Origin of the sequence: Streptomyces sp. NPDC001507 (assembly GCF_042894765.1) — a bacterium.
GTDB lineage: Bacteria > Actinomycetota > Actinomycetes > Streptomycetales > Streptomycetaceae > Streptomyces.
The window spans coordinates 292,248-304,706 of sequence record NZ_JBIAVV010000005.1 but is presented as its reverse complement, the minus strand read 5'-3'; the positions used below and the strand labels follow the sequence as shown (position 1 = coordinate 304,706).

Annotated in this window: 13 protein-coding genes; 5 read left to right on the top strand and 8 right to left on the bottom strand. The window is 72.3% G+C overall.

What is annotated here, in order from left to right; all coding sequences use genetic code 11:
• Positions 1–98 precede the first annotated feature (98 nt).
• Entirely contained in the window at positions 99–959 is an 861-nt protein-coding gene (folP, locus tag ACFY0K_RS18580) for a dihydropteroate synthase (RefSeq protein ID WP_390640745.1), read from the top strand.
• 275 nt (positions 960–1,234) lie between these two features.
• Here folP and ACFY0K_RS18575 read toward each other — a convergent pair whose 3' ends face one another.
• Complete coding sequence (locus ACFY0K_RS18575; protein ID WP_351957978.1) at positions 1,235–1,993, bottom strand: TIGR00730 family Rossman fold protein; 759 nt, start codon at positions 1,991–1,993, stop codon at positions 1,235–1,237.
• A 103-nt stretch (positions 1,994–2,096) separates the two neighbouring features.
• Positions 2,097–3,176 (bottom strand): succinyl-diaminopimelate desuccinylase, encoded by a 1,080-nt coding sequence (gene dapE, locus ACFY0K_RS18570; protein ID WP_390640744.1) that lies wholly within the window; start codon positions 3,174–3,176, stop codon positions 2,097–2,099.
• A gap of 93 nt (positions 3,177–3,269) precedes the next feature.
• On the opposite strand from dapE, the gene ACFY0K_RS18565 reads away from it, so the two are divergent.
• Together ACFY0K_RS18565 and ACFY0K_RS18560 are read left to right on the top strand one after the other, a co-directional pair.
• Complete coding sequence (locus ACFY0K_RS18565) at positions 3,270–4,283, top strand: heavy metal transporter (protein ID WP_390640742.1); 1,014 nt, start codon at positions 3,270–3,272, stop codon at positions 4,281–4,283.
• A 271-nt stretch (positions 4,284–4,554) separates the two neighbouring features.
• Positions 4,555–4,974 (top strand): ATP-binding protein, encoded by a 420-nt coding sequence (locus tag ACFY0K_RS18560; protein WP_390640741.1) that lies wholly within the window; start codon positions 4,555–4,557, stop codon positions 4,972–4,974.
• Positions 4,975–5,138: 164 nt separating this feature from the next.
• Here the strand turns inward: ACFY0K_RS18560 and ACFY0K_RS18555 are convergent, their stop codons facing one another.
• Positions 5,139–6,239 carry a bifunctional succinyldiaminopimelate transaminase/glutamate-prephenate aminotransferase gene (locus ACFY0K_RS18555; protein ID WP_390640740.1) on the bottom strand — a complete coding sequence of 367 codons (1,101 nt, stop codon included), beginning with the start codon at positions 6,237–6,239 and terminating at the stop codon, positions 5,139–5,141.
• Positions 6,240–6,368: 129 nt separating this feature from the next.
• The gene (fdxA, locus tag ACFY0K_RS18550; RefSeq protein ID WP_089098949.1) at positions 6,369–6,689 is read right to left on the bottom strand and encodes a ferredoxin; all 321 of its coding nucleotides are present in this window, start codon (positions 6,687–6,689) and stop codon (positions 6,369–6,371) included.
• A 140-nt stretch (positions 6,690–6,829) separates the two neighbouring features.
• On the opposite strand from fdxA, the gene ACFY0K_RS18545 reads away from it, so the two are divergent.
• Together ACFY0K_RS18545 and ACFY0K_RS18540 are read left to right on the top strand one after the other, a co-directional pair.
• Positions 6,830–7,840, top strand: a complete 1,011-nt coding sequence (locus ACFY0K_RS18545; RefSeq protein ID WP_390640739.1) for a GNAT family N-acetyltransferase — start codon at positions 6,830–6,832, stop codon at positions 7,838–7,840.
• A 49-nt stretch (positions 7,841–7,889) separates the two neighbouring features.
• Positions 7,890–8,753: a transglutaminase-like domain-containing protein gene (locus ACFY0K_RS18540; RefSeq protein WP_390640738.1), complete on the top strand. Its 864-nt coding sequence runs from the start codon at positions 7,890–7,892 to the stop codon at positions 8,751–8,753.
• 181 nt (positions 8,754–8,934) lie between these two features.
• On the opposite strand, the gene ACFY0K_RS18535 is transcribed toward ACFY0K_RS18540, so the two are convergent.
• From ACFY0K_RS18535 to ACFY0K_RS18520, 4 genes are read right to left on the bottom strand one after another with little or no spacing between them, the layout of a single operon-like run.
• Entirely contained in the window at positions 8,935–9,549 is a 615-nt protein-coding gene (locus ACFY0K_RS18535; RefSeq protein ID WP_352366738.1) for a response regulator transcription factor, read from the bottom strand.
• A complete protein-coding gene (locus ACFY0K_RS18530) occupies positions 9,546–10,745 on the bottom strand; it encodes a sensor histidine kinase (protein ID WP_390640964.1) in 1,200 nt (399 codons plus the stop codon). Before ACFY0K_RS18530 ends, ACFY0K_RS18535 begins: the two co-directional genes overlap by 4 nt.
• A gap of 5 nt (positions 10,746–10,750) precedes the next feature.
• Positions 10,751–11,491, bottom strand: a complete 741-nt coding sequence (locus tag ACFY0K_RS18525; protein ID WP_351957986.1) for an ABC transporter permease — start codon at positions 11,489–11,491, stop codon at positions 10,751–10,753.
• Positions 11,488–12,432 carry an ABC transporter ATP-binding protein gene (locus ACFY0K_RS18520; protein WP_390640737.1) on the bottom strand — a complete coding sequence of 315 codons (945 nt, stop codon included), beginning with the start codon at positions 12,430–12,432 and terminating at the stop codon, positions 11,488–11,490. The genes ACFY0K_RS18525 and ACFY0K_RS18520 overlap by 4 nt, the downstream gene beginning before the upstream one ends.
• Positions 12,433–12,459 lie beyond the last annotated feature (27 nt).

Sequence of the window (12,459 nt, the reverse complement as noted above, 5' to 3'; positions counted from 1 at the left end):
GGTGTCGAATGTGTCTGTGTCCGATCGTGCCATGCGAGTCTGACAGTTAGGGTCGCAGGCGGTCGCACCGAGGGAATTACTACGGGAGGTCACAGGCGATGCTCAGGCTGGGCAGGCGGGAATTCGGGCCGAACGAACCGGTGATCATGGCCATCGTGAACCGGACGCCGGATTCCTTCTACGACCAGGGGGCGACCTTCCGTGACGAGCCGGCCCTCGCGCGCGTGGAGCAGGCGGTGGCCGAGGGGGCCGCGATCGTCGACGTCGGCGGGGTGAAGGCCGGGCCGGGCGAGGAGGTCGGCGCCGAGGAGGAGGCGCGCCGCGTCGTCGGGTTCGTCGCGGAGGTGCGCAGCCGTTTCCCGGACGTCGTGATCAGCGTGGACACCTGGCGGGCGTCGGTCGCGGAGGCCGCCTGCGAGGCCGGGGCGGATCTGCTGAACGACGCGTGGGGCGGGGTCGACCCGCGTCTGGCGGAGGTCGCGGCGCGGTACCGGGTGGGGCTGGTGTGCACGCATGCGGGCGGGGCGGAGCCGCGGACGCGGCCGCACCGGGTGACGTACGACGACGTCGTCGCCGACATCCTGCGGGTGACCCTGGGGCTGGCCGAGCGGGCCGTCGCGCTGGGGGTGCCGCGGGAGTCGGTGCTGATCGATCCCGGGCACGACTTCGGCAAGAACACCCGGCACAGCCTGGAGGCGACGCGGCGGCTGGGCGAGCTGGTGGAGACGGGGTGGCCGGTGCTGGTCTCCCTGTCCAACAAGGACTTCGTGGGCGAGACCCTGGACCGGCCGCTGAAGGGGCGGCTGATCGGGACGCTGGCGACGACGGCGGTGTCGGCGTGGCTGGGGGCGCAGGTGTACCGGGTGCACGAGGTGGCCGAGACGCGCCAGGTGCTGGACATGGTCGCGTCGATCGCCGGCCACCGCCCTCCGACGGTGGCCCGGCGGGGGCTGGCGTAGTCCGCCGTCCGCGCGCCGAGACCTGGGGGCTCCGCCCCCAGACCCCCGTTTCCCCCGCCCACCCACCACCCGACTCGGTCGGCCGGGAAGTGCACGAACCGACTCGGTGGGCCGGGAAGTGCACGCACCGGCTTGGCGGGCCGAAAACTGCACGCACCGACTCGGTTGACCACGAAGTACACGAACCGACTCGGTGAGTCGGCGGCGTGACGAGAGTCTCGGGCCCCGGCTTCTCAGCAGAGCGAGTCGTGTGGGTGGGTGGGCAGAGGTCGGTTCTAGCGGCCCGCTTCCTTCGATACCAGGGCCACCGCCTCCGCCACGTCGTCCGTGACGTGGAAGAGCAGCAGGTCCTTCTCGCTCGCCTTGCCCTGGGCGATCAGGGTGTTCGTGAGCCAGTCGACCAGGCCGCCCCAGTACGCGCTGCCGAACAGCACGATCGGGAAGCGGGTGACCTTCTGGGTCTGGACGAGGGTGAGGGCCTCGAAGAGCTCGTCGAGGGTGCCGAGGCCTCCCGGGAGGACGACGAAGCCCTGTGCGTACTTCACGAACATCATCTTCCGCACGAAGAAGTAGCGGAAGTTGAGGCCGATGTCGACGTACGGGTTGAGGCCCTGCTCGAAGGGGAGCTCGATGCCGAGGCCGACCGAGACGCCCCCCGCTTCGAGGGCACCCTTGTTCGCCGCCTCCATGGCACCGGGCCCGCCGCCGGTGATCACCGCCCAGCCCGCCTCGACCAGGCCGCGGCCCAGCTTCACGCCCGCGTCGTACTCCGCCGAGTCGACCGGGGTCCGCGCCGAGCCGAACACGCTGATCGCGGGCGGCAGTTCGGCGAGCGTGCCGAAGCCCTCGATGAACTCCGACTGGATGCGCAGCACCCGCCAGGGGTCCGTGTGGACCCAGTCGGAGGGGCCGCCCGCGTCCAGCAGCCGCTGGTCCGTCGTGCTCGCGGTCACCTGACCGCGCCGTCGGAGGACCGGTCCCAGGCGCTGCTCGTCCGGCGGCACCTTCTTCCCCTCGGGATTCCCGGTAGGCATGTGCGCGCTCCCTCCGCTTGCAGGTGTATCCGCCCCAGCGTAGATCCGAGCGGGTTACAGGCGCGGGACGTCGGCATGTCGGGCGCCCAGCGCCGTCGTGTGCTCAGCTGGTCAGCCAGGTGCGCAGACGCTCCTCGCCCGCCAGGATCTTGGCGGTTTCCACCCTTTCGTCCCGCTTGTGAGCCAAGTGCGGATTGCCGGGTCCGTAGTTGACCGCGGGGACGCCGAGGGACGAGAAGCGGGAGACGTCGGTCCAGCCGTACTTGGGCATCGGCGTACCGCCGACCGCCTCGATGAAGGCGGCCGCGGCCGGGTGGGAGAGGCCGGGCAGCGCGCCGGGGCTGTGGTCGTCGACCACGAACTCATCGACCCCGCAGCCGGCGAAGACCTCACGCACGTGGGCGATGGCCTCGGCCTCGGAACGGTCCGGGGCGTACCGGAAGTTCACGGTGACCACGCACGCGTCGGGGATGACGTTGCCCGCCACCCCGCCCGAGATGCCGACCGCGTTGAGGCCCTCGCGGTACTCCAGGCCGTCGATGACCGGGTACCGAGGCTCGTAGGCGGCCAGGCGGGCCAGGATCGGGGCGGCCGCGTGGATCGCGTTGGAACCCATCCAGGAGCGCGCCGAGTGGGCCCGCTCGCCCGAGGTCTTCAGCAGGACGCGCAGGGTGCCCTGGCAGCCGCCCTCGACCTCGCCGTCCGAGGGCTCGAGCAGCACCGCGAAGTCGCCGGCCAGCCACTCGGGGTGGGCCTCGGCGACGTGCTTGAGCCCGTTGAGGTCGGCGGCGACCTCCTCGTTGTCGTAGAAGACGAAGGTCAGGTCGCGGTTGGGGGCCGGGACGGTGGCCGCGATGCGCAGCTGGACCGCGACGCCCGACTTCATGTCGCAGGTGCCGCAGCCCCACAGCACGCCGTCCGCGTCGAGCCGGGAGGGCACGTTCTCCGCGATCGGGACGGTGTCGATGTGGCCGGCCAGGATCACGCGTTCGGAGCGGCCGAGGCTCGTCCGGGCGATCACGTTGTTGCCGTACCGGTCGACCGTCAGGTGCGGCAGGGCACGCAGCGCGCTCTCGATCGCGTCCGCGAGCGGCTTCTCGGTGCCGCTCTCGGAGGGGAGGTCGACGAGCTGCGCGGTGAGCGCGGCGGCGTCCAGCGTGAGGTCAAGCGAGGTGTCGGCCATGGCCCCGACCCTAGCGCGCGCGATCCCGCGGGCGGGTTCACAGGCTTGCGGACCCGGGGGTGAGCGGCTCGTACTCTCCAGTATGTTGTACGCGTGCCAGAGCCGTCCCCCATCCGTCCCAAGCGTCGCGGCCGTGTCCTGCGTTTCGTGTCGGGCCTGCTCATCCTGTGCGCCGTCGGCGCCTATCTGGTCGTCCAGTACGTCACCGGCGGCGGTGGCGCCGAGGGCTGCAAGGTCGTCTCGGGCCGAAGCGACGACCAGTCGTACCAGTTCACGCCCGAGCAGGCGGTGAACGCGGCGACGATCGCCGCCGTCGGCACCGGCCGCGGCATGCCCGAGCGGGCCGTGGCCATCGCCCTGGCGACCGCGATCCAGGAGTCGGGGCTGCTCAACATCGAGCACGGCGACCGGGATTCGCTGGGCCTGTTCCAGCAGCGGCCCTCGCAGGGCTGGGGCACCCAGAAGCAGATCCTGGACCCGGCGTACGCGGCGGGCATGTTCTACGCCCACCTGGCCAAGGTGCGCGACTACGAGACCCTGCCGCTGACGGTGGCCGCGCAGCGCGTGCAGCGCAGCGGCTACCCGGAGGCGTACGCGAAGCACGAGACCGACGCCACACTGCTCGCCGCGGCCCTGACCGGGCAGTCCGCCGCCACCCTGACGTGCGACGGGCGCCCGGCGGCCACCAGCGCGGCGACGGCGGCCGCGACGGCGACGGCGACGGGTCCGGACGCGGTGCGGACCGCGCTCGTGCGGGACTTCGGACGGGACGCGGTCGAAGAGGCCGGCGCCGAGGTGAGCGAGTCGGCCACGCCGACCCCCACTCCGACCGTGACCGCCACGGCGCACGGGCGGACCGTGACCGTGCCGGTGCCGGAGGGCACGAAGACCGACAAGTCGGGGCGCACCGAGAGCGAGCGGGGCTGGCAGCTGGCGCACTGGGCGGTGGCCAACTCGTCGGCGCTGCACATCGAGCGGGTGTCGTACGCGGGCCGGGAGTGGACCGCCGGGAGCACGGACAGCCGATGGCAGCCGGTGTCCGGTTCGCAGAGCACGGGCGGTGCGGAGAAGTCCGCGGGCTCGGTGCGGATCGTGACCGGGCAGTAGTTCGGGGGGTCCCTCCGGCGGGTCAGCCGGGACACGCCGTACGCGTGGTGTGCTCACGTTTTCGCACGGTCACTCGCGCATGCGTCAAACCCCCTGGGAGCGTTGGGCCGGAAGGATTCTGCGGGGGCAGCGGCAGTGTGTCGTTTGCCCGTTTTTCCCCACACCCGATAATGCGATGCGTTATCAACTCTTTACCTTGGGCATCCGCAACCTTCGCGGGCTTCGAGCGGTAGTCACGGCGATCACGTTCCCTCCCGTCGAATGGAGCATCATGTCCCTGCCTCTGACCCGCCGGATCGCCCGTGCCGCGCTGCTGGTCGCAGCGGGAGCGGCTGCCGGGGTCGGTGCGGCCGGCTCCGCCGGCGCGGCCCCGAGTCTGCCGGCCGGCGCCCCGAACCTCGGCGGTCTGACCGCCCTGGACGGGGCGAGCGTCGGCAACACCGCCGACGCGGCGGCGCAGACCGTCACCGGGACCGTCGGCCGTACCGGTGGCGCGGCGATCGAGTCGGCGGTGCCCGCCGCCGGCCAGACCGGCGGCAAGGCCGTCAAGAAGGCGGCGCCGGTGGTGCAGCACACCGCGGGCGACGCGGCAGGCTCCGCCGGGGGGCTGCTGGGTGAGGCGGCGTCCACCGCGACCAAGGGTGGGCTGCCGACGGGTGGGCTGCCGGTGAAGGGGCTGCCGCTCGGGTAAGTGGGCCTACCGCTTGCCGGAAAGGGGTCCGGGGTTTCCCCGGGCCCCTTTCCGTTGTGTGTCGGCTGCCGGTCGGTGGGGGTCGTTCGCGCAGTTCCCCGCGCCCCTTAAGGGGCGCTACGGCTCGGGCACGTTCGAAGGGGTTTCGCGCAGTTCCTGCGCTCCTAACGGGGCGCCAGCCGCTCCACGGCCGCTCGCACGCGCTCGTCCGTCGCCGTCAGGGCCACCCTTACGAACTTCTCGCCGGCCTCGCCGTAGAAGTCGCCCGGTGCCACCAGGATGCCGCGCTCGGCCAGGTGGGCCACCGTCTGCCAGCAGGACTCGTCGCGTGTCGCCCACAGGTAGAGGCTGGCCTCGCTGTGTTCGATGCGGAAGCCGTGCGCCAGGAGGGCCTCGCGCAGGGCCGTGCGGCGGGACGCGTAGCGCTCGCGCTGTTCCTGGACGTGGGTGTCGTCGGAGAGGGCCGCGACGACCGCCGCCTGCGTCGGGGCCGAGGTCATCATGCCGCCGTGCTTGCGGATCTCCAGGAGGGGCGCGAGGACCGCCGGGTCGCCGGCCAGGAAGGCCGCGCGGTAGCCGGCGAGGTTGGAGCGCTTGGAGAGGGAGTGGACGGCCACGATGCCGTCGTAGGAGCCGCCGTTGACGTCGGGGTGCAGGACCGAGACCGGGTCGGCCTCCCAGCCCAGTTCGAGGTAGCACTCGTCGGAGAAGAGCAGGATCCCGTGGGTGCGGGCCCAGGCGACGATCTCCGTCAGTTCCTGCTGCGACAGGACCTTGCCCGTCGGGTTGGACGGGGAGTTCAGCCAGAGGAGCTTCAGGTTCGCCGGGTCGAGGTCGCGCGGGTCGTCGTAGACCTCGTACTCGGCGCGGGCGAGGCGGGCGCCGACCTCGTAGGTCGGGTACGCGAGGCGCGGGTAGGCCACCCGGTCGCCGGGACCGAGGCCCAGCTGGGTGGGGAGCCAGGCGACGAGTTCCTTGGAGCCGACGATCGGGAGGACGTGGCGGTGGGTGACGTCCCGGGCGCCGAGGCGGCGGGTGACCCAGCCCGTGATCGCGTCGCGCAGCGCCGGGGTGCCCCAGACCGTGGGGTAGCCGGGCGAGTCGGCCGCGTCGATCAGGGCCTTCTGGATCAGGTCCGGGACCGGGTCCACCGGGGTGCCGACCGACAGGTCGACGATGCCGTCCGGGTGCGCCGCTGCCGTGTTCTTGTACGGTTCCAGCTTGTCCCAGGGAAAGGTGGGCAGACGGTCGGAGACTGCGGACACGGTTACTTGCTCACTTTCTTCGGTACGACCGGTACGGCAAACGCCTCGGCCCCGTACGGCGCCGATCGGACGTGATCAGGCCGTACGGGACCGAGGCGGCACGGTGTTGCGGCGGGCCGCCGGTGCGGACTACTCGGCCTGCGGGGGCAGCGCGGCGATGAACGGGTGATCGCGCTCGATCAGGCCCAGCTTGCTGGCGCCGCCCGGGGAGCCGAGGTCGTCGAAGAACTCGACGTTGGCCTTGTAGTAGTCCTTCCACTCCTCCGGGGTGTCGTCCTCGTAGAAGATCGCCTCGACCGGGCAGACCGGCTCACAGGCTCCGCAGTCGACGCATTCGTCCGGATGGATGTACAAGGACCGCTGGCCCTCGTAGATGCAGTCGACCGGGCACTCCTCGATGCACGCCTTGTCCTTCACGTCGACACAAGGCTGCGCGATGACGTAGGTCACGCTGTCGTTCCTCCTCGATTGGGCGCTGGCGGGCCTCCGTAGGCTCCGCCGCCTGGCGCGCGGGAGCGCGGCGTCGTCGATGCCCGCCCCTAGTATCTCCGTTCCTGGGCTTGATCCGAACAGGAGGGGTGAACTGACCAGTGGAAATCTCTGCCGCAGGACGCTTCGAGGTCCGTATCACCGCTGCTGACGTGGGTAAACGGGTGTCGGTGCGCCGTTTGGCCGGAAATGGTGTCGCCGGGGAGAAGTTCACCGACACGGTGGGTGTTCTCACATCATGGGACGACGACGGCATGCTGACGATCACACGGCGGGACGGGGAAACCGTCCGGATACCGGAGTCCGCGCTGGTGGCGGGGAAGGTGGTGCCGGCCGCTCCGGCGCGCCGCCGCGGGCCCGCCGCCTCGTACGGGGAGCTCGCGCGTGTCGCCTCGCGCGGGTGGCGGCCGGTGGAGAGCGAGCGGCTCGGCGAGTGGGAGCTGCGGGCCGCCGCGGGATTCACCCGGCGGGCGAACAGCGTGCTGCCGCTCGGTGATCCCGGGCTGCCGCTGGACGCGGCGCTGGCGGCCGTACGGCGGTGGTACGGGGAACGGGGGCTGCCCGCGTACGTGCAGACCGCGACCGGCGCCGAGGGCACCCAGGAGCTGCTCTGCGCGGAGCTGGAGCGGCGTGGGTGGCTGCGCGAGGTGAGCGCCGAGCTGTGGACCGGGGGGCTGGCTCCGGTGGCGGACCGGGCGGAGGGGGCCGGGGTGCTGCTCTCCCGGGCGGCCGGTGAGGACTGGCTGGCGCGGTACCAGCGCAAGGGTGTGAGCGAGGTTGCGCTGAAGGTGCTGGGGGGCGGGGCGTCGGTGTGGTTCGCGACCGTGCCGGGGGCCGGGGGAGGCGCGCCCGCGGCGATCGGGCGGCTGGTGGTGGACGGCCGGTGGGCCGGGTTCGCCGCCGTCGAGGTGGATCCGGGGCTGCGGCGGCGCGGACTGGCCACCGAGGTCATGGCGGCGCTGGCCCGCCGGGCGCTGGCGGAGGGCGCGTCGGCGGCCTGGCTGCAGGTGGAGACGGACAACGAGGGGGCGCGGGCGCTGTACGGGCGGCTGGGCTTCACGGCGCACCACGCGTACCACCACTACCGGGCGCCGGAGGCGGACGGCTCCTGAATCCGGGAGGCGAGTGGTACCGATCATTCCGAAGGGGCACGAAACAGCTATGGCTTCCGGTCAGCCACACCCACGTCCGCCGTCGCCGGAGCGGGCCGCCGAGGTACGGCGGCGGTTCGCCGAGGAGGCGCGGTCCGAGCGGCCCGATCTGGCGGCGCTGTGCCTGCTGGCGGGCGCGGCGGCCGACGGTTCGCTGGACGAGGACGGGATCGACGCGGCGCAGATGGAACTGGACCGGCTGGCCGGGCAGCTGCCGTACCGGCCGGGCGGGCCGCACGCGTGGGCCACGGCGGCGCACCGGGTCCTAGGCGAACGGTTCGGTTTCCGGGGCACCGCCGCGGACTACCAGCGGCTGGAGTCCTCGCTGCTGCACGAGGTGCTGCGGCGTCGGCGCGGGCTGCCGATCCTGCTGTCCGTGGTGTGGCTGGAGGTCACGCGGCGGGCCGGGGCACCGGTGTACGGGGTCGCGCTGCCGGGGCACTTCGTGGTCGGGTTCGGGGCGGCCGACGAGCAGGTGCTGGCCGATCCGTTCGACGGGGGGCGGGTGCTGACCGGGTCGGACGCGGAACTGCTGGTGGTGGGGGCGGCGGGGGTGCCGCTGGAGCCGGCGATGCTGGAGCCGGCCGATCCCCTGGACGTCGTACGGCGGATCCTGAACAACGTACGGGCGTGGGCGGCGGCCCGCCCGGAGCGGTCGGACGTGGGCCTGTGGGCGGTCGATCTGTCCCTGCAGCTGCCGTCGCATCCGGCGCGACTGCGGTACGAGCGGGCGCGGTTGCTGGTGGAACGGGGCGAGTTCACGGACGGCGCCGAGGAGTTGGAGAAGTACGCGGGGCTGATCGACGTGGTCGACGAGGGGGCGGCGGAGAAGGTCCGGGGGGAGGCACGGGCAGCGCGGGCCCGGCTCAACTGAGGCGGTTTACGGGTCCATTGGCCGTAGTGGCTTCGGTGCACGGGCGGCTGCGGCCGTGTGGGGGCTGGTCGCGCAGTTCCCCGCGCCCCTAGGTGGGATGCACCGCCGGCACCGATGCGGCACCGTCCCCTTGTCCTCCCCACCTGAGATTCGCCGCGAGCCAGCGCCTACGGCCAGGCTCCTACAGCCAGCCCTTCTCCCGCGCGATCCGGACCGCTTCCGCCCTGTTCCGTACCGCCAGTTTCTGGATCGCCGTCGAGAGGTAGTTGCGCACCGTCCCCTGGGAGAGGTGCAGCGTCGCGGCGAGTTCCGCGTTGGTGGAGCCGTCGGCGGCGGCGCGGAGGACCTCGCGCTCGCGGTCGGTCAGGGGGTTGGCGCCCTCGGCGAGGGCCGCTGCCGCCAGGGTGGGGTCGATGACGCGTTCGCCGGCGAGGACCTTGCGGACGGCCTCGGCGAGCTGGGCGGCGGGGGCGTCCTTGACGAGGAACGCGTCGGCGCCCGCCTCCATGGCGCTGCGGAGGTAGCCGGGGCGGCCGAAGGTGGTGAGGACGACCAGTTTCACCGCCGGCAGCGCCTTGTTGAGCTGGGCCGCCGCCTCGATGCCCGTACAGCCCGGCATCTCGATGTCGAGCAGGGCGACGTCGATGTCGTGCTGCCGGGCCGTGGGCAGCACCTCGTCGCCGCGGGCGACCTGGGCCACGACCTCGATGTCGTCCTCCAGGCCCAGCAGGGCGGCCAGCGCCTCGCGGACCATCGACTGGTCCTCGGCGAGGAGGACCTTGATCGTGCTGCTCATGCCCCGGATCCTACGGCCATGCCGGAGCCCAGCGGGACCCGGGCGACCAGCCGGAACCCGCGCTTGAGGCGGCCTGCCTCCAGGGTGCCGCCCGCCTTCTCCAGGCGCTCGGTGAGCCCGGTGAGCCCGTTGCCCGGGCCCTTGCCCGAACCGCCCGAACCGTTGTCCTCGACGGCGAGTTCGAGGACCGGGCCGTCCAGGGTCTGGCGGCGCAGCAGCTCCACCGTGCAGGCGCTCGCACCGCTGTGCCGTACGACGTTGGTGATGGCCTCCCGCAGCGCCCACGCGAGGGCCGCCTCGCCCTCGTCGGGCACGCCGGCCAGGTCGGGGTCGGCCGGGATCTCGGCGGTGACGGCGGCGGCGGTCAGGGCGACCTGGGCGCCCGCCAGTTCCGCGGCGAGCCGGGGCCGCCGGTAGCCGGTGACCGCCTCGCGGACGTCCACCAGGGCCTGGCGGCTGACCTGTTCGATGTCGGAGACCTGCTGGGCCGCCTTGTCGGGGTGGTCGGGGAGCATCCGGCCGGCCAGCTCGCTCTTCAGGGTGATCAGGGAGAGGGAGTGGCCCAGCAGGTCGTGGAGGTCGCGGGCGAGGCGCAACCGCTCCTCGTTGGCGGCCAGTTGAGCGACGGTGGCGCGGGCCTTGCGCAACTCGATGGTGGTGGCGACCAGTTGCCGGACGCCGGTCATGGAAAAGCCGACCAGCAGCACCACCAGGAACAGGCCCCACGCCTCGTCCATGTCGTGGACGTACCAGCCCGCCAGCACCATGGCGGCGGTGGTCAGCGGGATCGTCCAGTAGGCGATCCGCAGCGGGAAGGTCACTCCGCACATCACGGAGACGTACACGAACAGGCCGAACCAGGAGCCGCCGAGGCTGAAGGCCAGGGTGACCGCGAGCGCCCCCTCCACGACGATCGCGGCGGTGACGATCCAGCCGCGGAAGGGCCGGCCCATGGAGCGGAAGACGATGGCCAGGTAGATCCCGACGAAGGCCGTCAGGCCCGCCCAGCCGGCCGCCGTGACCGCGGTGGTGTGGTGGCCGGAGGCCAGGTCCTGTGCCGGGGAGGCCAGGAAGACCAGGTAGGGCAGGACCCACACCAGCTTGCGCATCGCCTCGCTCCGGGTGCGCGGCGGCTGGCCGATCCGCACCAGCCGGTCCGCCCGGGCCTCGTCCTCGGACCGCAGGTCTTCCGTCATCGCGCTCACGCCTTCAGCGTGTCCTTCCGGTACAGCCAGGCCGCGCCGCCGACGAAGAGGGCGAAGAAGACGACGAGGATGGCGATGTCCTGGGCGTGCGGGGCCTGGCTCTGCTCGATGGCCCGTCCCAGTGCAGCGTACGCGTGCGTGGGCAGCCACTTCGCGATGTCCTGGAGCCAGGTCGGGAAGGAGGAGGACGGCCACCACAGGCCGCCGAGGATCGACAGGCCGAAGTAGGTGATCATCGTGATCGGGCGGACCGCGTCACCGCTCGCGAGATACCCGATGGCGACGCCGAGCGCGGCGAAGACCAGGCTGCCGGCCCAGATCGCGCCGGTGAGCGCGAACCACTGCCAGGCGTCGAGGCGTACGTGCTTCACCGAGGCGGCGACCAGGAAGACGACCACGATGGACGGCAGGCTCACCACGGCCGCGCTGGCGGTCTTGGCGAGGACGTAGCCGCGGCCGGGCAGCGTGGTCAGCCGCAGCTGCCGCACCCAGCCGCTTTCGCGCTCCTTGGCGATGCGCTCGCTGTTGCCCATCAGGACGGCGGTCAGGGCGCCGAAGGAGGCCATGGAGACCATGACGTAGGCGGCGACGGACAGGCCGGAGTTGTCGACGGTGTCGCCAGTACCCCCCTGGCTCGCGACCAGCAGGAAGATGATCGAGGGGTAGATCACGGAGAAGAACAGGAACTTGCGGTTGCGCAGGGCGCGGGCGAGTTCCAGCTTGATCAGGGCGTTCACGACTGCGTGGCCTCCTTGGCCTCTTCGGCCTCCGTGATGGCGACGAAGGCCTGCTCCAGGCCGAGCCCGGCGACTTCGAGGTTGCGGGGGTAGACGCCGAGGCCGTACAGGGCGTGGACGGTGGCGTCGGCGTCGGACGACTGCATGCGGACCGTCTGGCCGCTCACGTCGACGGCGGTGAGGAAGGGCAGCGCCCGCAGCGGGGCCTCGTCGATCTCGCCCTCCAGGTCGAAGGAGATCCGCCGGGCGCCCGCCTTCGCCTTGATCTCGGCGGCTGTGCCGTCGGCCAGCAGCCGTCCCCGGTGCAGCACCAGCACCCGGTCGGCGATGGCGTCGGCCTCTTCGAGGTAGTGGGTGGCGAACAGCACGGTACGGCCCTGGTCGGCCTGTTCGCGCATGGTGGCCCAGAACGCCTGGCGGGCGGAGACGTCCATGCCGGTGGTCGGCTCGTCCAGGACGATCAGGTCGCTGTCGCCGGCGGTCGCCAGGGCGAAGCGGACGCGCTGGGACTGACCGCCGGAGAGTTTGTTGACCTTGCGGTCGGCGATCTGCGAGATGCCCGCACGGGCGAGGACGTCGGTGACCTTGTAGGGCTTGGGGTGCAGCTGGCAGGCGAGCCTGACGAGTTCGGCGACCGTCACCTCGTCCATCAGGCCGCCGCTCTGCAGCATCGCGCCCACGCGCCCGGCGACGATGGCCTCCCGGGGGCTCAGGCCGAAGACGCTGACCTTGCCGGCGTCGGCCTGCTTGAGGCCGAGCAGCAGGTCGAGCGTGGTGGACTTGCCCGCGCCGTTCGGCCCGAGCAGGGCCACGGTCTCCCCCGGGTGCAGCCGCAACGAGAGCCCGTCGACGGCCCGCACGTTCCCGTAGGTCTTGCTCACTTGGTCGAACCCGACCACCACCGGGGTCCCGGTGGTGGTCGTCGCCGCTGTCGTTGTCATGCCTCCATGCTGGCGGCGAGCCGGTGA

What these genes read in the sequence shown, in the direction of transcription:
- dapE (WP_390640744.1), bottom strand. Translation starts at nt 3,176, where the DNA reads ATGGCCGACACCTCGCTTGACCTCACGCTGGACGCCGCCGCGCTCACC.
- ACFY0K_RS18560 (WP_390640741.1), top strand. Translation starts at nt 4,555, where the DNA reads ATGTCCCTGCCTCTGACCCGCCGGATCGCCCGTGCCGCGCTGCTGGTC.
- ACFY0K_RS18520 (WP_390640737.1), bottom strand. Translation starts at nt 12,432, where the DNA reads ATGACAACGACAGCGGCGACGACCACCACCGGGACCCCGGTGGTGGTC.
- ACFY0K_RS18535 (WP_352366738.1), bottom strand. Translation starts at nt 9,549, where the DNA reads ATGAGCAGCACGATCAAGGTCCTCCTCGCCGAGGACCAGTCGATGGTC.
- ACFY0K_RS18575 (WP_351957978.1), bottom strand. Translation starts at nt 1,993, where the DNA reads ATGCCTACCGGGAATCCCGAGGGGAAGAAGGTGCCGCCGGACGAGCAG.
- ACFY0K_RS18540 (WP_390640738.1), top strand. Translation starts at nt 7,890, where the DNA reads ATGGCTTCCGGTCAGCCACACCCACGTCCGCCGTCGCCGGAGCGGGCC.
- folP (WP_390640745.1), top strand. Translation starts at nt 99, where the DNA reads ATGCTCAGGCTGGGCAGGCGGGAATTCGGGCCGAACGAACCGGTGATC.
- ACFY0K_RS18530 (WP_390640964.1), bottom strand. Translation starts at nt 10,745, where the DNA reads ATGACGGAAGACCTGCGGTCCGAGGACGAGGCCCGGGCGGACCGGCTG.